This is a genomic window from Streptomyces sp. NPDC127177 (genome assembly GCF_042672475.1).
GTDB lineage: Bacteria > Actinomycetota > Actinomycetes > Streptomycetales > Streptomycetaceae > Streptomyces.
The window spans coordinates 37,316-56,745 of the sequence record NZ_JBHXUW010000015.1 but is presented as its reverse complement, the minus strand read 5'-3'; the positions used below and the strand labels follow the sequence as shown (position 1 = coordinate 56,745).

Below are 19,430 nucleotides of genomic sequence, written 5' to 3'. Positions count from 1 at the left end.
CGTATCGGTGGGTGGGCCTGAGCTGGCCGTACGCGTGCCTGCGCTTGTAGGTGATCTGTCACTGGCTGTCGCCGCCGATCGCTGTTGAGCACCCTCGCACGGCCCAGGGACGGCCCGGGAACGATCACTGGGAGGAGCACCAAGATCGCCCGGAGCGGAAAGGCTCAAGCCCGTCTTCAGCAGCCAACTTCTCGGCCGGCCCGGGACAGTCGGCTTCCCACCTGGCATCCTGCGTCCGTGAGAATCACATGGGCCGACTTCTGGGCACGTATAGACACCTTGAACGGTGAGGCCAGCGAGCTGAACTGCCAGCGGCTCGCTGAAGAACTGGGCCGTCGCCCGGTCGCAGACATCGTGGGCTTCGCTGAACGCCATGCCGAGGCTCTCTACCGTCTGGACCAAGAGAGATTCGGTGTCCTGCCGGTCGTCAACCTGACGGATCGCGACGGGAGTCCGTTCCCTATGTCGACCGACCAGTTCCTGTACACGCGTTGCGCCGTGGTCGCCGCCGGCCGAGCCGTCTGGGAAAGCGTCTTCTTCGACGTCGACAAGTTCGCGCCATACACCTCCACCAAATACGACGCCGAGTGGCTGCTCTACGTACCGGACAAGGCATACGAGCTAGCCACCGGCCAGGAGTGGGATCGCTCAACCCGGTACTGCTACGAGACCTTTTCCAACAAGGACGGCTGGCCGCACCTGCAGGACTGAGGTCCGCACAGCCTCAGCCACACTGCTATCGCCCGGTGGGAATCTCGTAAACGATCTCGCACAGGGCGGCGGGCACGACGATGTCCGCGGTCTCCACGGGGCGGCCTTGGTCGCTGTAGTACGTCCGCCTGATGTGAGTAACGAGAGCTGCCTTCTGGATGCCGAGGAGAGACGCCTCCTCGGTAGTCGCCTGCCGCGGCTCCGGCTGCTCGACGGCATGGCTGACCGTGATGCCGATCGCAGCCATGCGGTTCACGACGCCTGCCCCGGCGTGCGGCCCTCCCTCGGGAAGGACGACGAGCGTGCCGGCGGTGAGGTCGTACGGCTCCCAGCTCGTCGACAACTGCACCGGCTTGCCATCGGCCAGGAACTCGTAAACGGTCCGGACGCACAGATCGCCTTCGGCGGCACCGAGCCGCGCCGCGATCTCCGCTGGGGCCGGGACCTTGGCCTCGGTCCGGCTCTCCCAGTCCCCATGCCTGCCCACAGCCTGCATGTCCGCACGGAACGGGGAATCGTCCCGCTGCTCGCGGGCTGAGGAACGCACCACCCGGACGCGCCGGGGCCGCGCACGTGGTGCAGCACGCGCACTGCACATCGATCAGAGCGGAGGTGCCGGACGACTTCCCCGCCGACTCATGGCGGGACGTCCTAGACGCAGTGGTGACAGCCGATCGATTCGGCCTCGTCGCGAGCAATTCGGACGGCCTCGTCTTATGGGCCCCCGTACGCAAAGAGGTCCCCGCGACGGGCAATGTCCGGGACCTGGCCATCAGCGTTAGGGGCTGATCAGCGTGTTCACGTGTATCCGCGGTGCCGTCTCACGCACCAGTGAGCTGCACTTCCCGAGGGGCCGGCACCGCCGCACCTTAACCGCGCTCTGCCCGCGGGCCGTCCTGCTCAACCTCGCCAACACCCCCACGCTGCACATGGGGCACCTTCGGCACGGAATGGACGTCCTCGCAGACGAGGACAGCCAGCTCGTGCGCCCGTACGTGCTGACCCGCCGCGAAGGCGCGAAGCAGCAACCAACACCCGTAGCTCACACACCGCTCGCGCGAGCCCGGCTCGCACCGAGGGGGACGAACTGATGCCAACCCATAAGCGGCCAGGTGTGACGAACGCGAAAGCCACGCCCTACAGGTCGAGCTCGTGCCTCATTGGCACGCACCGCCAGTGCGCGCACTCCTGCCCCGCCGTGGCACCTGTCGGCATTCCTGTGGTCTACGAAGCCTGCGACTGCCCCTGTCACCCTTCCGCTTCAGGAGAGGTCCCCAGTGAGCAGATGGACGCCCAGTAGTGCACTTGCCACAACCGTCGAGATCACTGCGACCAGCGTGCAGCGGGGCGATGTGATCCAGATCGGAGGTCAGCCGTGCTGTGTGGCCGACCTCCTCCAACTCTCGGGTGCGGCAAAACGACTTCGTTTCGAGTCGGGAGAGCTGCTGCCCATGCACGCCCAGAGTCGATTCGTGGCTCTTCGGATCCTGAGGCGGAGGTGATTCAAACCGATGCGGCGCTACGCACTACGCATCTCCCGGCGCGGGGGGATCTGACCGCTCTTCTGAGGGTGTCCGCGAGCAGCCCACTGACCGAATTCCTCTGCATCAGCCACGCGGAGACGTCACTGCATAGCCTGGCCAGGATCTACGTCCCCCGCGATTTGGCGCCGGCCGACGGTCCAAGCGAGTCAGCCCTGCGGATGAGCGGAGACCGGAGGACAGAAGGATGATCCCCTCACAACGAACTTCGGCTCCTCCCATGGTTGGGCCCTGAGGACAAGCCCTGCTACCTGAGCACCGACGACCACAAGGGTTACCTGTCTCGCCTGGCAGACAACATCGAGGCGACACAACTCGGCATGGCAACAGAGCTCCTGGAGTGCGCAGCCGAAGCACTCGGAGACGAGGACGCCGAGCCAGAAGAACTGCGCCACCCGGCGACGGACCTGACGGAAGCCCTCCACCAGGTGCTCCGCGTGGCAACAACCCGCGGCCACCGCCTACCGGCATCGCACCCCTCGGGTGAGGGAGACTACGAGGGCCCCCCGCTCTCGGCGACAGCCTACGGCTAGGACTGTCCCGCAAAGATCTCGCTCTGAGTACGGAGCAGCCTGAAGAGCCGGTGAAGTGCTCAGCCGGTGGTTCGTGAGGTGCTCAGGGACCGGGCGTAGTCGGCGAGTGTGCGGAAGTCGTTTTCCCGTAGGCCGATCCGCGGGTTGACGTGGTGGAGGAGTCCGGGGCCTTGATGATGGGCGGTCACGTACGTCTGATCCAGCTCACTCTGCTCGTCGTCCACCCAGGCGAAAGGACGGCCGTCTGCGTAGTCCACCAGCGGTCCGGTCTTCCAGTGGACTCCATCAGGGCGTTGTTGGAGCAGGACATCGCCGAAGTCCACGAAGGGAATTTCCGGAAGCCCGAGGACCGGTGCGATCCACCGGTTGGCGTCCTCCATCCAAGTGGTGGCCCAGCATAATTCGAAGCCGAGCTTGAGCAGGAGTCGTCCGTGCTCTGGGTTGAGCCAGACACGCAGGGGGCGTCGTCGGGAGGAGAGGCCCCTGTCGTCCTCATGGGCATCATTCCGGGGGACTCTGAGTGTGGTGTAGCCGGCGGGACGCCTCTCCGGCTTGGCTGCATAGGGGTTGAGCGGCCCGTCCACGTCGAGGAACAGCAGTGGTCGGTTCACGGTTTCCCCCGGGTCTTGCGCACTGTGGACTGCCCCGATCAGCGTAGCTGTGAGATGGTCTCGGCATTGAGCCAGCCTGAGTGATGATCATGATGTGGCGAGTGTGATCACGGCATCGGAGCCGTCCTGGATAACCCCGTTCGCGGGGCTGAGCCCCGCGCTGCTTCGGCAAACTGCTGACCACGCTGCGCCGCGATGGAGCAGATGTGGTCCACCGAGGCCGGCCGTGGAGTCTGCCGCTCGAGGACCGGGTGTTGCTGGTCACGACCTATTGGCGTACCAATCTGACGTTACGGCAGCTCGCTCCGCTGTTCGGCGTCTCGAAATCCTCCGCACGGCCGATTCCACGGTTTCGCGCCTCGTACGACCGCCGCGCACTCCACGTACGACCGCCGGGCTGGACCGCGGTGGGTGACGGCCCTCGGGGTACGCGACGGCCCCGGTACGCCGCTGCGTACCGGGGCCGTCATCAGCACATCGTTTCCGTGTGCCCGCCGTTCATCACTCGCCGGAGGTCTGGCCCTTGCGCCGGCGGAGGAAGAAGACCGCGCCGCCGCCGATGACTACCAGGGCGATCGCGACTCCCGCGATGATCGGGGTGGCGTTGGAGCTGCCGGTCTCGGCGAGGTCGCCCTCGGCTCCGGTGGTGCTGCCGCCCGCCGTGGCGGTGGTGGTGTTGGGCTGGTCGGCGGTCTGGGTGTCGAGGCCGCCGGTGGTGCTGCCGCTGGTCTTGCAGTCCAGCACGCCCTTGAACGTCTTCGAGAACCCGCCCGGACCGGTGATCGTGAAGTCGTACGCCTGGTCCTCGGCGACCGGCACGGTGACGGTCTCGGAGCTGCCGGCCTCGACGGTGTGCTTCGCCCCGGCGAGCTCGAAGGTGAACGCCTCGTCGCCCTTGTTGCTCGCGGTGACGTCGACGCCGCCCTTGGCGCAGTTCTTCTTCGCGGAGAGCGCGGGCATCGCGCCCTTCTTGGCCCAGGTCGCGGTGGCGCTCGCCGAGACCGTGGACTCGCTGGAGCCGGCCAGGATCTGGGTCTGGCTCCTGGTCACTCCGGCGAAGGCCCGGCCGACGGGCACCGAGGTGGTGGCCTGGAGGGTCAGCGAGGCGGAACCGTCCGACGAACCCTCCGGAACGTCGAAGTAGAGCTCGGAACCGTTGGCCGCCGTGGTGACCGGCTTGCCGCTCTTGTCGGTGACCTTGACGCCGCTGGCGGAGTCGGCGGGCGGGGCCACCGAGACCTGACCGGCGTTGGTGCGGACGGTGACCGGGCCCAGCCGCTCACCGGACCTGCCGGACACCGCGGCCGGGTCCAGGGCGAGCGACGCCTTGGGCTCGGCCGTGTCCGTGGCGCTCTTCTCCAGCCAGTCGGCGAGCTTCTCCGCCGCTCCGTCCGACGCGTCGACGTCGGCGTTGTCCGAGAAGCGCCAGATGGCGACCTGGGTGCCCGCCGCCGCGGTCTTCTCGGTGAGCGGCCCGGTGCCTGCTGCCTCGGCGAGCGCCGAGAGGTCGTCCACCTGCGGGTAGGAGTGCTCCAGGATCCAGCGGATCCGTCCCGCGTTGTTGTTGCTGCCCAGCGACGTCTGGGCCCAGGGGGTCTCCAGGTACTTCGCCTGGTCCTGGGTGGGGTTGTGAATGTCGATGCAGTACGTCTTGAGCTTGCCGCCGCCGTCGACGGTCATCTCGAAGAGACCGGCAGGCAGTTTCTGATCCTTGCCGTCCGCGTGGAGCTCCGCCGTGTCGAAGGTCTTCAACCCGTCCAGGACCGCGCTCGCACCGCCCTGATGCTGGGGCGCCTCGTCGGCGGCCGCGCCGCCGGCTCCGGCGAGGGCGCCGGCCACGACCAGACCGGACGCCACCACCGACGCCGTCAGCCGGGATATGCCCCGGATCCGTCGGGAATTGACCGTCGTCCTTGATGACGAACCGGTCGCTGAAGAAGCAGAAAACACAGAATTCCCCTCCGGGCGAGACCCTCGCGCCTGGTGCGCGTGTGGGGAATGTCCCGCCAGCCGACTCAAGTGCCCTGTGAGTACTGGGGAATCCTAAGGACGAAGCGAAGCACAGTCCCCCGTCATACCGTCGGACAACCATTCCGACTCAGAATCGTTATCACCGGTTACGCCTGAGCCAGGGGTGGTTGGCGAGGTGAGGGTCATGGAGCGGACACGAGCTCGGACGCGCCTTTCCGGCGAACCGACCGACGCCCGGCGGCGGGGGGAGGCACCGGCTCGTCGCTCCGGTCCGGCTGTTCGCGGCGATCCACCGGGTCCTGGTCGTCCCGCCGGACGGACTGCTTCCGCCGGGCCGGCTGTTCCCGTTGGTCCTGCTGTTCCCGTTGGTCCTGCGCGGACCCGGGACCTGTCCTGGGACCTGCCCCGGCCACCTCCCGCACCGCCCACCGGTCCGGCTCGGCCGCCGCCGGGACTTCGGTGCGGTTCACCAGCCCCGGCTCGCCCCTGACCACCCGCCGGAACGCCGACGTCCCCCGGGTCAGATCGTGGCCCACCGCCATCGCCTCGATGTCCACGAACGTCCGGCGCTGCCCCTCCCGTTCCTCCTCACGCACCTTCAGCCTGCCGTGCACCACCAAAGGCTCCCCGACGGAAACGGAACCCGTCAGATTCGATGCCAGGGTCCGCCAAGCCCATACCGTGTAGAAGCTGGTGTGACCGTCCGCCCAGAGCTGTTTCTCCCGGTCCCACCGCCGGGGCGTCACGGCGAACCGGAATCGCGCCATTCCCCCGCTCGCCGTCTCCCGGAACTCCACGCCGGTGGCAGCATTGCCCACCAGCGTCACCAAGGTCTCGTTCATGGCTCCGCCTCCCCTTCGGTCGGATTCAGTGACTCGCACCCTTGCGTCCGGTCACTGATCCCATGCTGAAGGGGAGGCGGAATTCCCGCTGGGGCCTGTGGACTAACGACCCATTGTGGAAAACTCCGTCACCGCCACAAAGCGCTCCCGCACCTCGCGATAGCGCACCAGCTCCGCCGACACCGGGTCGAGCACCCTGGCCCGCCCGCAGGCGGCCGCCGCCTCGCGCAGCCGGCGCTCGGCCTCCTGGCCGTACCGCCGCGCGGGCCCCCGGGCGGCCGCCGCGCACGACCACTCCACCAGCGGCCCCCCGACGATCCCGGCCAGCATCACCAGAGCGGGCGTCAGCAGCCCGGGTTCGATGAAGCCGACGATCTGACCGATCAGCCACAGGCCACCGAAGATCTGCAGCAGCGTCATCGCGACCTGCGCCAGCACGGCCGCCGGCCACCAGGCCGGCCGCGGCGGCCTGGTGCCCCCGCGTCCCCGTTGCGCCCCCGGCTGTGCGGCCGGATCCGCCGCCCGTCCGCCCGGGTCCGCCGTATGGTCCACCGCATCGTCGCTCTCGGCCTCCCCCCGCACCGGCGCCGCGCCCGCCCGCTCGGCCAGTTCGTCGAGCGCCTCGGGGAGCCCCTGCGCCCCGTGCACCGCGGCCTCACGCACCGCCTGCGCCCACGGTCCGGGAAGTCCGTCGACGGCGTCGTCCGCGACCGTGCGGACCGCCTGTTCGACCCGCTGGCGTGCGGTGAGCTGTTCCTCCGGCGGTGCCGTCAGGGGCGTACGGTCCAGGCCGCGCGGCTGCCTGGTGGACTCGTACCAGCGCCACAGCCGCAGCCACGGCGTCCCGCAGGCCCGGCCCGCGTTGCGGCGCCATTCACGCTCTGCCGCCTGGCCGGCCGCCGCGGCGCCGACGGCCTCCGCGAGCCGGTCGGCGAACTCCTCCCGGGCCTGCTCGCCCAGTCCCGGCCGTCCTTCGGCGACGTACACCGGACGGAGCCTTGCCGCCGCGGCGTCGACATCGGCGGAGAGGCGGCGCGTCGCGGCGGTGCGTTCCTGGACGAACCGGCCGAGGAGTTCCCGCAGTTCGCCCACCCCTTCGCCGGTGAGCGCGGACAGCGGCAGCACGGTGGCGCCCGGTTCGCCGTGCTCGCCGAGGGCCATGCCGTCCTCGTCGAGCAGCCTGCGCAGGTCGTCCAGGACCTGGTCGGCGGCCTCCCCGGGCAGCCGGTCGATCTGGTTGAGGACCACGAAGGTGACCTCCGCGTGTCCGGCGAGGGGCCGCAGGTAGCGCTCGTGAAGTGCGGCGTCCGCGTACTTCTCCGGGTCAACCACCCAGACCACCGCGTCGACGAGCGCGAGGACCCGGTCCACCTGTTCACGGTGGCCCGCGGCAGCCGAGTCGTGGTCGGGCAGATCGACGAGGACGAGTCCCTGGAGCGCCTCGTCGGCCCCCGCGCCGATCTGCTGCGGCCTGCGCCTGAGCCGGCCCGGGATCGCCAGCCGGTCCAGCAGTCCCGCCGCGCCGTCCGTCCACGAGCAGGCGATGGGCGCGGCGGTGGTCGGCCTGCGCAGCCCGGCCTCGGAGATCTGCGCGCCCGCGAGGGAGTTGAAGAGCGTCGACTTGCCGCTCCCGCTCGCCCCGGCGATGGCGACGACGGTGTGCCGGGAGGAGAGCCGCTGGCGGGCGGCGGCCTCGTCCAGCACCCGGCCCGCCTCGGCGAGGTCGGTCCGGTCGAGCCGGGCCCTGGAGAGCCCGACGAGCTCGCGCAGCGCGTCGAGGCGGGGGCTGAGCGGGCTGCCGGAGGGGATGTACGCCTCTACCTGGGGGCGTACATCGTCCTCCGGAACGGCTTCCGGTTCCGTCTCGGGCGCGGCTCCGGCGGTGGCGGAGGCACGGCGGGCGATGAGTCCATCATCCCAGCCGTCGCCCGGCCTGTCCCGGTCGTTCTCCAGTCCTTCGCTAGGTGTCGGACCCTCGTCCGGAGTCCGCTCCGGATCCGGTTCCGGTCCACTGCCCCGGCCCGGACCTTCGTCAGTGACGGCAGTCATCGCTGCCACCTCTCCTTCTGCAGTACGGACAGCGCGGCGATCAGTTCGGCCTGTGGTTCGGGGGCCACGTCGAGGGCGTCCAGTGGGGCTAGGCGCCGGTCGCGTTCGCCGCCCAGCACCTGGTCGAGATAGCTGGTGAGCAGTGCCCCGCCCTTGTCACGGAGCCTCAGCGCGCCCTGTGCGCCGATGCGTTCGGCGAGCTGCTCCCCGGCGGTACGGGCCCGGCGCCCGCCGAGCAGGGCGGCGGCCAGCAGGGCGGCGACGGTCTCCGCGTCGGGCGCGGCGTTGCGTTCCATGAGCCGCACCTCCTCCTCGGCCAGCTCCTCCAGGACCCGGCGCCAACGCCTTACGGCCATGGCGATCCGGCCGCGGATGTCCTCCGCCGGTCCCCAGCCGCCCTCTTCGCGGCCCACCGCCTCGAAGCCGAACACCCCTGCCGCGGGCTCCCGCTGCCAGGTCGTCCGGATCTGTTCGTCGGCGGCCGCCACCGCGCACTCGAGGAGTGCGGCGAGGCTCTCCACCAGGGCTTCGAGGACTTCCTCCGAGGTGCTGTACAGGGGGTATCCGCGCCACCGGGTCCGGGCGTCCCCGGCGAGCGCGCCGCCGTTCTGCAGCCGCCGCCGTACGCGCGCACCCTCTTTGCGGTACGCGTCCTCGACCACACCGGTCAGCCGTACGGCGGCCGCGTACTGTGCCGCGACGGCCCCGGCCAGCGCCGGCATCCGGACGTCGAGCGAGTCGATGACCCCGGCCGCCGTACGCCCCACCGCCTGCTGACGGGCCGCCGGATCCTGTGCGCGGTGGGTGAGCCAGGCGCGCAGTGGGGCGACCGCCGTGGTGGGCAGCAATCCGCTGCCGCCGCCCGCCGATTCGGGCAGCTCGGGGATGGTGAAGCGCGGCACCTCGCCGAGACCGGCCTTGGTGAGCAGCGCCCCGTACTGCCGGGAGACCTCGGCGATCACCTGGTGCGGCACCCGGTCGAGGACGGTGACGAGCGAGGCGTCGTACTCCTTGGCGGTACGCAGCAGATGCCACGGCACGGCGTCGGCGTACCGGGCAGCGGTGGTCACCATCACCCAGACGTCCGCCGCGCAGACGAGTTCGGCGGCCAGTACGCGGTTGCGCACGACGAGCGAGTCGATGTCGGGGGCGTCGAGCAGGGCGAGTCCGCGCGGCAGTCCGGTGGCGGTCTCGACGCGCAGCGCGGTCCCTTCCTCGGCCGCGTTCCCGTCGGGTCCGTCGAGGTCGTCGCACTGGCCGGGGTTCGCGGACTCCTCGGGCGAGAGCCAGACCCGGGTCAGCTGCGGGAGCACCCGGATGTCCGCGAACCAGTGATGATCATCCGGATGGCAGACGAGCACCGGGGTCCGGGTGGTCGGCCGCAGCACCCCGGCCTCACTGACCCGGCGCCCGACAAGGGAGTTGACGAGCGTCGACTTGCCCGCGCCGGTGGACCCGCCGATGACGGCGAGCAGGGGCGCCTCGGGGTCCTTGAGGCGGGGCAGCAAGTAGTCGTCGAGCTGGGCGAGCAGCTCGATCCTGGTCTGCCTGGCGCGTGGAGCGCCCGGCAGCGGGAGTGGAAGACGCACGGCGGCGACACGGTCGCGCAGGGCGGAGAGTGCGTCGATGAGCTGAGGCCGTACGTCCAAGGTCACCACATGCGAAGAATGCCCAATTTTGGCGCCTTTTTGAAGCGTATAGACCCCTCTGCGCGGCGGTTCCTCCTCAGGACAGAGGGGACGAGTGGGGCGCAGGCATAACGAGTGCACAACACCCGGGGCGTGAGGCGCCAAAAGCGATGCATGAATCGCACCTACCTGCGATTATCGTTTCGCTTCACCGAACCTCCACATCGTGCCACGCAGGTGAAGCAACCGGGTCCAGGCGATCGGAGCCCTATCCTTGTCCCGGCAGGTCACGTACTGCCCGGATCCCGGGGCTCCAGGCCACCGAGGCCACCACCCGGCCCCCGTAGCTCAGTGGATAGAGCAGGCGCCTTCTAAGCGCTTGGCCGCAGGTTCGAGTCCTGCCGGGGGCGCTTTCAGCCCAGCCGTTGTCAGGCCCTCCCTCGGGAGGGCCTTTTTGTCGGCCGGAGGGACGCTAGCGGGCGCCGCGTAGTGACGACGTAAGGCCGCATGGACCCCCTGGTGGGGAAGGTGGCTGGCCCCGCGCGCACGGAGCCGGCGGCCGAGATCCGGGCGGGCGAACGATGACATTAGCTCTTATGCAGAGCTAAAATGGACCCGTGAAGGCGAGTGATCTCCCCGACGAGCTCGCCGGACTTCTGCCCCGCATCCAGCGGCTGGCCCGGCGCAGGCTGTGGAGCGGCCTGTCCACCCCCCGGCTGCGCGGAGCCCATGCCGAACTGCTGCGGCTGGTGGCCACGGATCCCGGTATACGGGTCTCGACGGCCGCTCACCGCTTGTGCCTCGCGGCGAACTCGGTGAGCACCCTGGTGAACCACCTGGTCGCGGAGGGGCTGCTGCGGCGGGAGACGGACCCCGGCGACGCGCGAGCCGCGCTGCTGTACCCCACCCCGGCCGGGGCGGAGCGGCTGCGCGAGTGGCACGCCGCCCGCGAGGCGCTCTTCCGTTCGCACCTGGCCGGGCTCGGCGACGAGGACCGGGCGGCACTCACCGCCGCCCTCCCGGCCCTGCGCCGGCTCGCCGCATCACTGCGCGAGGAGGATGAGACCACGTGACCACCCGCACGGCACCCACGGCACCCGCCGTCCGCTGCACCGCCCTGACCTACAGCTTCGGCGGTTCGAAGGCCGTCGACGGCCTGGACCTGCTGGTGCACCCCGGAGAGGTGTTCGGACTCCTCGGCCCCAACGGCGCGGGCAAGACCACCACCATGCGCGCCATCACCACCCTGCTGCCGGTGCCGGCCGGGGTCGTCGAGGTGTTCGGCCACGACGCGGCCCGGCAGCGGATGGAAGTGCGCCGCCTGCTCGGTTACGTACCGCAGCAGTTGTCGGCCGACGCCGGGCTGACCGGCGTGGAGAACGTCCAGCTGTTCGCCCGCGTCTACGACGTGCCCCGCCGCGAGCGCGCGGCCCGGGTCGCCCAGGCCCTGGACGCCGTCGGCCTCGGCGATGTCGCGGGCCGACTCGCCGCCACGTACTCCGGCGGCATGGTCCGCCGCCTCGAACTGGCCCAGGCCCTGGTCAGCGCGCCGCGCCTGCTGATCCTGGACGAGCCGACGATCGGGCTCGACCCGATCGCCCGCGACAGCGTCTGGGACCGCATCAACGAGATCCGGACCGGCACCGGGATGACCGTCCTGGTGACCACGCACTCCATGGACGAGGCCGACAGCCGCTGCGACCGGCTCGCCCTGATGCACCTCGGCAGGCTCCGCGCGCTCGGTACCCCCACCGAGCTCAGGAGTGAACTGGTCGCCCACCGCCGGGAAACCGGCGAAGCGCAGTCCCCGCCGCCGTCCCTGGAGGACGTCTTCCGCCACCACTCCGGAAGCGGACTGGACGATCCCGGGGCCGCGGAGGAGAAAGGAGCGTTCAACGATGTCCGCCGCACCCGCCGCACCGCGTCCCGCCGCGGCTGAGCCCGATCCGCGCTTCGCCCTGCTGCTCACCCCGCCACCGCCCCGCACCGGCTGGCGGGTCGTACCGGCACGGGTCGGCGCGATGTGCGCGGTCGAGCTCCAGAAGCTGCTGCACGACCGCACCGAGATCTACACCCGTGCCGTCCAGCCCGCCCTCTGGCTGCTGATCTTCGGCACGACCTTCTCCCGCATCCACGCCATCCCGACCGGCGGCGTCCCCTATCTCGACTTCCTGGCGCCCGGGATCATCGCCCAGTCGGCCATGTTCATCGCGATCTTCTACGGCATCATGATCATCTGGGAGCGCGACTCCGGCGTCCTCACCAAACTCATGGTGACCCCGACCCCGAGGTCCGCCCTGGTGACCGGCAAGGCGTTCGCCGCCGGGGTGAAGGCCGTGATCCAGGCCGTCGTCGTCATCGTGATCGCCGCCCTGCTGGGGGTCGGCATGAGCTGGAACCCCCTGCATCTGCTCGGGGTGGCCGTGGTGGTCGTGCTCGCCTCGGCGTTCTTCTCGTGCCTGTCGATGTCCATCGCCGGGATAGTCCTCACCCGTGACCGGCTGATGGGCATCGGCCAGGCCATCACCATGCCGCTGTTCTTCGCCTCCAACGCGCTCTACCCGGTCGCCCTGATGCCCGGCTGGCTCCAGGCGGTCAGCAAGGTGAACCCGCTGAGCTACCAGGTCGACGCCCTGCGCGGCCTGCTCATCGGCACCCCGTCGCATCTCGGCCTGGACTTCGGCGTGCTGGCCTTCGCCGCGGCGGTCGGCATCGTGACCGCCGGGTCGCTGCTCGGCCGGCTCGCCCGCTGACGGGCGGCGACGGACAGCCCGGTTCAGCGCGTTGAATCGATCGGCCTGGTCGCCGAGTAGAGGCGGAGATCGATCCGGCCGCCGTGCACGAGGCCGGCGTTGCGCAGCGTGCCCTCGTAGTGCATCCCCGCCTTGACCGCCACGCGCTGCGAGGCGGTGTTGCCGACCGCCGCCCTGAGCTCCATCCGTTCGAAGCCCTGCTCGTCCAGGAGCCATCGGGCGAGGGCCGATGTGGCCTCCGACGCCACTCCGCGGCCCCGCGCCCAGGGCGCCACCCAGTATCCGACCTCGCTGACCAGGACCCGCCAGTCGGTCTTCTTCAGGCCCACGGTGCCCAGCAGCCTGCCCCCGGACCGGGCGGATATCGCGAAGTGGACGCCGTCGCCCGACTCGCGCAGCGCGGGGGCGACCCGTGTGCACCAGGACCTGGCGTCCTCGGAGGTGTACGGGTGCGGGAGCGGGAGCCAGCGCTGGGTCAGTTCGTCCGAGCACGCGGACCGGGTGTCCTCGATGTCCTCGGAGGTGAACGCCCGGAGCGTCAGATCCGCTGTGTGCACGACCGTCTCCGGAAACCTGTGGGCTGTGATCGTTCGCTCCGTCCTTCGCGTTGCCGCTGGTCGCGCCGACGCTACCAACGGGGCCCCGTACAGCGCCCGGTGATATTCGCGGCGACTCCGTCCGGCACCGGGCCGGCGCATGGCGACCATGTATGTGAATCGATTCATCGCAACAGGAGCCGACCGCCCCATCAGGGTGACACCCGGGCCGCGCACGCACACGACCACACCCCACCCTCCTTCCACTCACTCTCCCTCCCAACCTCAGCAAATTCCCGCTGCCCACCCATTGACTACGCCCGCAAACCCCGTCTAGCTTCCGAGGAGCCCGATTGAAACCTTTCACGACGTGTGGGCCCCTGCGGCTCCCCGCCGGCTGGGTCCACCGCTCAGGAGCCCCTCATGAACAAGTCCGCCAAGGGCCCGGACTCGGCCCCGGAGCCGGCGCCGGTCCTGGCGCTGAAGGGTGTGAGCAAGTCCTTCGGTGCCGTACGTGCCCTGCAGGACGTGTCCCTCGAACTCTTCCCCGGTGAGGCGCACGCGCTCGCCGGGGAGAACGGCGCGGGAAAGTCCACCCTCATCAAGGCGCTCGCCGGGGTACACCGCCCTGACAACGGTGTCGTGCTGCTCGACGGGGAACCCGTCGTGTTCAACGGCCCCGCCGCCGCCCGGGACGCCGGTATCGCCGTCATCTACCAGGAGCCGACGCTCTTCCCCGATCTGTCGATCGCCGAGAACATCTTCATGGGCCGCCAGCCCCGGCGTTCCTTCGGCCGGATCGACCGCAGGGCGGTACACGACACGACCGCGGGGCTGATGCGCCGGCTCGGCGTCGAACTGGACCCCGACCGGCCGGCCCGCGGCCTCTCCATCGCCGACCAGCAGATCGTGGAGATCGCCAAGGCGCTCTCCTTCGAGGCCCGCGTCCTGATCATGGACGAGCCGACCGCCGCGCTCACCGGCAGCGAGACCGCGCGGCTGTTCGCCGTCGTACGGGCGCTGCGCGCCGAGGGTGCGGCCGTGCTGTTCATCTCGCACCGGCTCGACGAGATCTTCGAGCTCTGCCAGCGCGTCACCACCCTGCGCGACGGCAGGTGGATCTCCTCCGAGCCGTTGGAAGGGCTCACCGAGGACGGGCTCGTACGGCTCATGGTCGGCCGTGACCTCGACGACCTCTACCCGAAGCAGGACGCCACCGTCGGCGAAGTGGCGCTCTCCGTGCGGCGGCTGACCCGGGAGGGCGTCTTCCGCGATGTGTCGTTCGAGGTGCGCCGGGGCGAGATCGTCGCACTGGCCGGACTCGTCGGGGCCGGCCGTACCGAGGTGGCCCAGGCCGTCTTCGGCGTCGACCGTGCCGACGCCGGTGAGGTGCGGGTGAACGGCACCGCGCTGCGCGCCGGTTCGCCCACCGCCGCGATGGCCGCCGGTCTCGCCCTCGTACCCGAGGACCGCCGGCAGCGCGGGCTCGTCATGGAGATGTCGATCGAGCGCAACATCGGCCTCACCGGGCTCGGTGAGGTCCGTCGCGGCGCGCTGGTCAGCCGGGCCCTGGAGCACGACCGGGCCGCCGACTGGGCGCTGCGCCTCCAGCTCAAGTACAACCGGCTGGCCGACACCGTCGGAGTGCTCTCCGGCGGCAACCAGCAGAAGGTGGTGCTGGCCAAGTGGCTGGCCACCGAACCCTCCGTACTCATCGTCGACGAGCCCACCCGCGGCATCGACGTCGGCACCAAGGCCGAGGTCCACCGGCTGCTCTCCGCACTGGCCGCCGAAGGGCTCGCCGTGCTGATGATCTCCTCCGATCTGCCCGAGGTGATCGGCATGGCCGACCGGGTGCTCGTCATGCACGAGGGCCGGCTCGTCGCCGAACTCCCGCGCGCGGACGCCACCGAGGAGACCGTCATGGCGGCGGCGACCGGTCTCGGCGAAAGGACAGCGGCATGACCACCACCGTCGTAAGCCCGCCGGACAGCGGTCCGAAGGCGCCGTCCCGCAGCGCGGCCTCGCTCGTGGACACGGTCTTCCGGGCCCGCGAGATCTCCATCGCCGGGGCGCTGGTCCTGCTGATCCTCGGCACCTATCTGGCCAATCCGCGCTTCCTGTCGGACCAGGGCATCAAGGACCTGCTGCTCAACTCCTCGATCCTGGTGCTGCTCGCGGTCGGCCAGTCCGCCGTCGTCATCACCCGCAACATCGACCTCTCGGTCGGCTCCGTCGTCGGGCTCTCCGCCTTCGCCTGCGGCAAGTTCGTCGCCGGGACCGATCACGGCGTGCTCACCGTCATGCTGCTGGGCATCGCCATCGGGGTGGTCTGCGGGCTGGTCTCCGGCGCGCTCGTCAGCTTCGGCAAGGTGCCGGCGCTCGTCGTGACGCTCGGCATGCTCTACATCATCCAGGGCGTCGACTACTGGTGGGCGCAGGGCGACCAGATCGGCGCGGCCGAGGTCCCCGACCAGATCCTCGGGCTCGGCAGCGGAAGCGTCCTTGGCGTGCCGTACCTCCCGCTGATCACCGTGGTGCTGCTCGCCGCGACGGCGTACTTCCTGCGCAGTTACCGCTCGGGGCGCGAGCTGTACGCGATCGGGTCGAGCCCGGAGGCCGCGGTGCTCGCCGGAGTGCCGATACGGCGTCGGATCCTGGCCGCGTACGCCTTCTCGGGGGCCGTCGCCGGTTTCGCGGGCACCCTGTGGCTCGCCAGGTTCGGCACGGTCGTCGCGGACAACGCACACGGCTGGGAGCTGACCGTCGTGAGCGCCGTCGTCGTCGGCGGTGTCGCCATCACCGGCGGCACGGGCACGGTGTGGGGCGCCGCCCTGGGCGCCCTGTTGCTCACCACCATCGGCAGTGTGCTGGTGGTCCTGAAGGTCGACTCGTTCTGGCAGGGCGCCATCACCGGCGCACTGCTGCTCCTGGCCATCAGCATCGACCGAATCGTGAACCTGCGGATGACCGCCGCACTGAGGAAGAGGAGCGCCCGGCATGACAACGGCGCCTGAGACCGAGAAGGCAGCCCCCACCCCGCGGGGGTCCGCCAGGCCGAAGGGTTCGCTGCGCGGCCTGGCACTGCGCTGGGACACCGCGGTCGGGGCGCTCCTGGTGGCGGTCTTCGTGATCGGACTCGGTACGACCGACGGCTTCGGCTCCGGTGAGAACCTCGCGTTCGCGTTCAACGACATCGCGGAAGTCGCCCTCATCGCACTGCCGATGACGCTTCTGGTGGTCGCCGGACAGGTCGACCTGTCGGTCGCCTCCATGCTGGGTCTGGGCAGCGCGCTGACCGGTTCGCTGTGGGACGCGGGGTGGGCCTTCGAGACGATCGTGCCGGTGGTGCTGCTGGTGGGCGTCGCCGGAGGGCTGCTCAACGGCTGGCTGGTCACCAAGGTCGGGCTGCCGTCGCTGGCCGTCACGATCGGCACGCTGGCGCTCTACCGGGGTCTGGCCTCGGTGGCGCTCGGCAGCGACGCGGTGACCGACTTCCCGCAGACGTACGCGGACTGGGCCGTCGACACGACCACGGTGCCCGGCACCTTCCTCACGTATCCCGTCCTGCTGTTCATCGTGCTCGCCGTGGTCACCGCGATCGTGCTGCACGCGACCGGTCTGGGGCGTTCCCTGTTCGCGATCGGGGCGCAGGAGGAGGCCGCGTACTTCGCGGGCATCCGGGTCAAGCGGATCAAGCTGCTGCTGTTCGTGGTCACCGGACTGTTCTCCGCCTTCGCCGGCATCGTCTTCACCCTGCGCTACGGCAGTGCCCGCGCCGACAACGGACTCGGCTTCGAAATGCTCGTCATCGCCTCCGTACTGCTCGGCGGCGTCGACTTCGACGGCGGGAAGGGCACGCTCTTCGGCGCGGTCGCCGGGGTACTGCTCATCGGAGTCCTGAAGAACCTGCTGACGCTCAACGACATCGCCAACGAGGTGCAGGTCATCGTGACCGGTCTGCTGCTCGTGGCCTCCGTCCTCACCCCACGCGTCATCGCGGCCGTGGTCGAACGACGGCACCGGCGCGCTGCCGGCGCCCGCCCCTGACCCCTTCTCCCCCGTCCTCTCCCGCACTCCTCGAAAGGCACACCGCAGCCATGATGCTCCGCAATGCCGCTGGGCGCCGCGCCGTCACCACCGCCGCCACCGCGCTCTCGCTCGCTCTCGCCCTCAGCGCCTGTTCCGGTACGACGAAGGACAGTTCCGACAAGGAGTCCACGAAGGCCGGGTCCACGGCGAAGGCCGATCCGGGTGCGGCGCTGAAGAAGGGGCTGAAGCTCGCCTTCCTGCCCAAGCAGATCAACAACCCGTACGAGAAGATCGTCGACGACGCGGGGATCGAGGCGGCCAAGGAGTACGGCGGCACGGGCAAGGAGGTCGGCCCGTCCGATGCCAGCGCCTCCTCGCAGGTCAGCTACATCAACACGCTGATCCAGCAGCGCCAGGACGCGATCCTGGTCGCCGCCAACGACCCGAACGCGGTGTGCGGTCCGCTGAAGCAGGCCATGAAGAAGAACATCAAGGTCGTGGCGTACGACTCCGACACCGCGAAGGAGTGCCGCCAGCTCTTCATCAACCAGGCCAGCTCCGAGGAGATCGGCCGCAGCCTGGTGCAGCACCTCGGTGAGCAGATCGGGTACAAGGGCAAGATCGCGATCCTCTCGGCCACTCAGAACGCGACGAACCAGAACACCTGGATCGAGTTCATGAAGGACGAGCTGAAGCTGCCCAAGTACAAGGGCATGAAGCTGGTGAAGGTGGCTTACGGGGACGACGCGGACCAGAAGTCCTTCCAGCAGACGCAGGGCCTGATGCAGGCCTACCCCGACCTGAAGGGCATCATCTCGCCCACCACGGTCGGCATCGCGGCGGCCGCCCGCTACCTGAGCGACTCCTCGTACAAGGGCAAGGTCGTGCTGAACGGTCTGGGTACCCCGAACCAGATGCGCAAGTACGTCAAGGACGACACCGTCGAGCAGTTCTCGCTGTGGAACCCCGAGGAGCTCGGCTACCTCGGGTCGTACGCCGCCGCCGCGCTGGCCTCCGGTCAGATCACCGGTGCGGAGGGCGAGAAGTTCAAGGCGGGCAAACTCGGCGAGTACACGATCGGCAAGGACGGCGAGGTCATCCTCGGCAAGCCGACCGTCTTCGACAAGAAGAACATCGACAAGTTCGACTTCTGAGCCGCTTCACCTGGTACGGAGGGGACTTCCCATGCAGCGTGTCTGCTTTCTGCTGAACGTGCGCGGGGACCGGATCGACGAGTACCGCGAGCGCCATGCCGCCGTCTGGCCCGACATGCTCGCGGCGCTCTCCGCGGCAGGCTGGCGGAACTACTCGCTCTTCCTGCGCGAGGACGGGCTGCTCGTCGGCTATCTGGAGACGGAGGACTTCGACGCGGCACGCGAGGCGATGGCCGCCACCGAGGTGAACGAGCGGTGGCAGCGCGACATGGCCGGCTTCTTCGAGCAGACCGGGGCGGCGGACGACGCCATGGTGCCGCTCACCGAGGTGTTCCACCTGGCGTGAGGCGCGGCGCCCGGCCCGGATTCCCCTGGGGGTCCGGGCCGGGCGCCGTCCTCGTCCTGGAGCCGTCGCGAGGGGCGAGGCCCGCCCGCCAGGGGCACCGGACAGCCCTCAGTGCGCGGCGACGACCAGCAGCACGAAGGCGAGGAGCGAGAGCGCGGTCCGGAAGCGGTGGAAGGCGTTCCACCTGGCCTCGAAGGCGGTACGGGCCGCCGTTTCGTCGCCGCCTCCAACGCCTCCTCCGTCCCCGATTTCGGCTTCGGCTTCGGCTTCGGCTTCGGCTTCGGCTTCGGCTTCGGCAAGTGCCTTGTTCAGCGGGATGTTGCCGCCGATCGTGACCAGATGGGAGACGACGGCGCAGGCCAGCACGATGACCACCAGCCCCCACCACTTCTCGCCGTTCTCCGTGAACACCGCGATGCCTGGGAAGACGATCGCGCCGAGGAAGAGGATCAGGAACGCGGGCCCGGGGACCTTCTCGTTGAAGCGGCGCATCGCGGCCGTGAACCGGTCGTCCGGCAGCGCGGCCAGACCGGGCATCACCGCGATGAGGAACGTCAGCAGGAAGCCCGCGTAGAGGCCGGTCGTGATGACGGCGAGATTGAGGAACAAGGAGGCCATGGGCCCATCCTGACCCAACGGGTCCGGCCGCACAGCCCAATTCCGTACGGCTGTGCGACCGAAGGGCCTCCGCCGGTTCCCCTCTCCGTGCCGGCGACCGGGGTG

Annotated in this window: 16 protein-coding genes, 1 tRNA gene and 3 pseudogenes; 12 read left to right on the top strand and 8 right to left on the bottom strand. The window is 69.9% G+C overall.

Going from position 1 to position 19,430, the window contains the following annotated elements; all coding sequences use genetic code 11:
* Positions 1-237: 237 nt before the first annotated feature.
* A complete protein-coding gene (locus ACFVJX_RS12025; RefSeq protein ID WP_384127146.1) occupies positions 238-711 on the top strand; it encodes a DUF4240 domain-containing protein in 474 nt (157 codons plus the stop codon).
* Between the two features lie 25 nt (positions 712-736).
* Here ACFVJX_RS12025 and ACFVJX_RS12020 read toward each other — a convergent pair.
* Positions 737-1,282, bottom strand: a pseudogene (locus tag ACFVJX_RS12020) (UTRA domain-containing protein); the annotation flags it as partial.
* Positions 1,283-2,476: 1,194 nt separating this feature from the next.
* On the opposite strand from ACFVJX_RS12020, the gene ACFVJX_RS12015 reads away from it, so the two are divergent.
* Positions 2,477-2,785: a hypothetical protein gene (locus ACFVJX_RS12015; protein ID WP_384127147.1), complete on the top strand. Its 309-nt coding sequence runs from the start codon at positions 2,477-2,479 to the stop codon at positions 2,783-2,785.
* Between the two features lie 59 nt (positions 2,786-2,844).
* On the opposite strand, the gene ACFVJX_RS12010 is transcribed toward ACFVJX_RS12015, so the two are convergent.
* On the bottom strand, positions 2,845-3,396 hold the full coding sequence (locus ACFVJX_RS12010; RefSeq protein WP_384127149.1) for a hypothetical protein: 552 nt from the start codon (positions 3,394-3,396) through the stop codon (positions 2,845-2,847).
* A gap of 94 nt (positions 3,397-3,490) precedes the next feature.
* On the opposite strand from ACFVJX_RS12010, the pseudogene ACFVJX_RS12005 reads away from it, so the two are divergent.
* Positions 3,491-3,731 (top strand): annotated as a pseudogene (locus ACFVJX_RS12005) (transposase family protein); the annotation flags it as partial.
* Between the two features lie 166 nt (positions 3,732-3,897).
* Here ACFVJX_RS12005 and ACFVJX_RS12000 read toward each other — a convergent pair.
* The 4 genes and pseudogenes from ACFVJX_RS12000 to ACFVJX_RS11985 all read right to left on the bottom strand — a co-directional run bounded on the left by ACFVJX_RS12000 (position 3,898) and on the right by ACFVJX_RS11985 (position 9,907).
* Entirely contained in the window at positions 3,898-5,346 is a 1,449-nt protein-coding gene (locus tag ACFVJX_RS12000) for an LAETG motif-containing sortase-dependent surface protein (protein ID WP_384127150.1), read from the bottom strand.
* 476 nt (positions 5,347-5,822) lie between these two features.
* Positions 5,823-6,209, bottom strand: a pseudogene (locus tag ACFVJX_RS11995) (single-stranded DNA-binding protein); the annotation flags it as partial.
* Positions 6,210-6,311: 102 nt separating this feature from the next.
* Positions 6,312-8,258, bottom strand: a complete 1,947-nt coding sequence (locus ACFVJX_RS11990) for a GTP-binding protein (protein WP_384127151.1) — start codon at positions 8,256-8,258, stop codon at positions 6,312-6,314.
* A complete protein-coding gene (locus tag ACFVJX_RS11985; protein WP_384127253.1) occupies positions 8,255-9,907 on the bottom strand; it encodes a dynamin family protein in 1,653 nt (550 codons plus the stop codon). The genes ACFVJX_RS11990 and ACFVJX_RS11985 overlap by 4 nt, the downstream gene beginning before the upstream one ends.
* A 316-nt stretch (positions 9,908-10,223) precedes the next feature.
* On the opposite strand from ACFVJX_RS11985, the gene ACFVJX_RS11980 reads away from it, so the two are divergent.
* The 4 genes from ACFVJX_RS11980 (at position 10,224) to ACFVJX_RS11965 (ending at position 12,639) form a co-directional block, all read left to right on the top strand.
* Positions 10,224-10,296 (top strand) — tRNA-Arg (locus tag ACFVJX_RS11980).
* A 207-nt stretch (positions 10,297-10,503) separates the two neighbouring features.
* Positions 10,504-10,959 carry a MarR family winged helix-turn-helix transcriptional regulator gene (locus tag ACFVJX_RS11975; RefSeq protein ID WP_384127152.1) on the top strand — a complete coding sequence of 152 codons (456 nt, stop codon included), beginning with the start codon at positions 10,504-10,506 and terminating at the stop codon, positions 10,957-10,959.
* A complete protein-coding gene (locus ACFVJX_RS11970; RefSeq protein ID WP_384127153.1) occupies positions 10,956-11,825 on the top strand; it encodes an ABC transporter ATP-binding protein in 870 nt (289 codons plus the stop codon). Before ACFVJX_RS11975 ends, ACFVJX_RS11970 begins: the two co-directional genes overlap by 4 nt.
* Entirely contained in the window at positions 11,785-12,639 is an 855-nt protein-coding gene (locus ACFVJX_RS11965) for an ABC transporter permease (RefSeq protein WP_384127154.1), read from the top strand. The genes ACFVJX_RS11970 and ACFVJX_RS11965 overlap by 41 nt, the downstream gene beginning before the upstream one ends.
* 23 nt (positions 12,640-12,662) lie before the next feature.
* Here the strand turns inward: ACFVJX_RS11965 and ACFVJX_RS11960 are convergent, their stop codons facing one another.
* The gene (locus ACFVJX_RS11960) at positions 12,663-13,196 is read right to left on the bottom strand and encodes a GNAT family N-acetyltransferase (protein WP_384127156.1); all 534 of its coding nucleotides are present in this window, start codon (positions 13,194-13,196) and stop codon (positions 12,663-12,665) included.
* Positions 13,197-13,598: 402 nt separating this feature from the next.
* On the opposite strand from ACFVJX_RS11960, the gene ACFVJX_RS11955 reads away from it, so the two are divergent.
* From ACFVJX_RS11955 to ACFVJX_RS11935, 5 genes are read left to right on the top strand one after another with little or no spacing between them, the layout of a single operon-like run.
* Entirely contained in the window at positions 13,599-15,140 is a 1,542-nt protein-coding gene (locus ACFVJX_RS11955) for a sugar ABC transporter ATP-binding protein (protein ID WP_384127158.1), read from the top strand.
* The gene (locus ACFVJX_RS11950; RefSeq protein WP_384127159.1) at positions 15,137-16,192 is read left to right on the top strand and encodes an ABC transporter permease; all 1,056 of its coding nucleotides are present in this window, start codon (positions 15,137-15,139) and stop codon (positions 16,190-16,192) included. The genes ACFVJX_RS11955 and ACFVJX_RS11950 overlap by 4 nt, the downstream gene beginning before the upstream one ends.
* Positions 16,176-17,225, top strand: a complete 1,050-nt coding sequence (locus tag ACFVJX_RS11945; RefSeq protein ID WP_384127161.1) for an ABC transporter permease — start codon at positions 16,176-16,178, stop codon at positions 17,223-17,225. The genes ACFVJX_RS11950 and ACFVJX_RS11945 overlap by 17 nt, the downstream gene beginning before the upstream one ends.
* Positions 17,226-17,275: 50 nt before the next feature.
* Positions 17,276-18,361 carry a rhamnose ABC transporter substrate-binding protein gene (gene rhaS / locus ACFVJX_RS11940; protein WP_384127162.1) on the top strand — a complete coding sequence of 362 codons (1,086 nt, stop codon included), beginning with the start codon at positions 17,276-17,278 and terminating at the stop codon, positions 18,359-18,361.
* 31 nt (positions 18,362-18,392) lie between these two features.
* Positions 18,393-18,707 carry an L-rhamnose mutarotase gene (locus tag ACFVJX_RS11935; protein ID WP_384127163.1) on the top strand — a complete coding sequence of 105 codons (315 nt, stop codon included), beginning with the start codon at positions 18,393-18,395 and terminating at the stop codon, positions 18,705-18,707.
* Positions 18,708-18,815: 108 nt separating this feature from the next.
* Here ACFVJX_RS11935 and ACFVJX_RS11930 read toward each other — a convergent pair whose 3' ends face one another.
* The gene (locus ACFVJX_RS11930; protein ID WP_384127164.1) at positions 18,816-19,325 is read right to left on the bottom strand and encodes an anthrone oxygenase family protein; all 510 of its coding nucleotides are present in this window, start codon (positions 19,323-19,325) and stop codon (positions 18,816-18,818) included.
* Positions 19,326-19,430 lie beyond the last annotated feature (105 nt).

Coding starts and splice junctions, on each gene's coding strand:
- ACFVJX_RS11990 (WP_384127151.1), bottom strand. CDS start 8,258: ATGACTGCCGTCACTGACGAAGGTCCGGGCCGGGGCAGTGGACCGGAA.
- ACFVJX_RS11965 (WP_384127154.1), top strand. CDS start 11,785: ATGTCCGCCGCACCCGCCGCACCGCGTCCCGCCGCGGCTGAGCCCGAT.
- ACFVJX_RS11955 (WP_384127158.1), top strand. CDS start 13,599: ATGAACAAGTCCGCCAAGGGCCCGGACTCGGCCCCGGAGCCGGCGCCG.
- ACFVJX_RS11950 (WP_384127159.1), top strand. CDS start 15,137: ATGACCACCACCGTCGTAAGCCCGCCGGACAGCGGTCCGAAGGCGCCG.
- ACFVJX_RS11945 (WP_384127161.1), top strand. CDS start 16,176: ATGACAACGGCGCCTGAGACCGAGAAGGCAGCCCCCACCCCGCGGGGG.
- rhaS (WP_384127162.1), top strand. CDS start 17,276: ATGATGCTCCGCAATGCCGCTGGGCGCCGCGCCGTCACCACCGCCGCC.
- ACFVJX_RS11935 (WP_384127163.1), top strand. CDS start 18,393: ATGCAGCGTGTCTGCTTTCTGCTGAACGTGCGCGGGGACCGGATCGAC.
- ACFVJX_RS11930 (WP_384127164.1), bottom strand. CDS start 19,325: ATGGCCTCCTTGTTCCTCAATCTCGCCGTCATCACGACCGGCCTCTAC.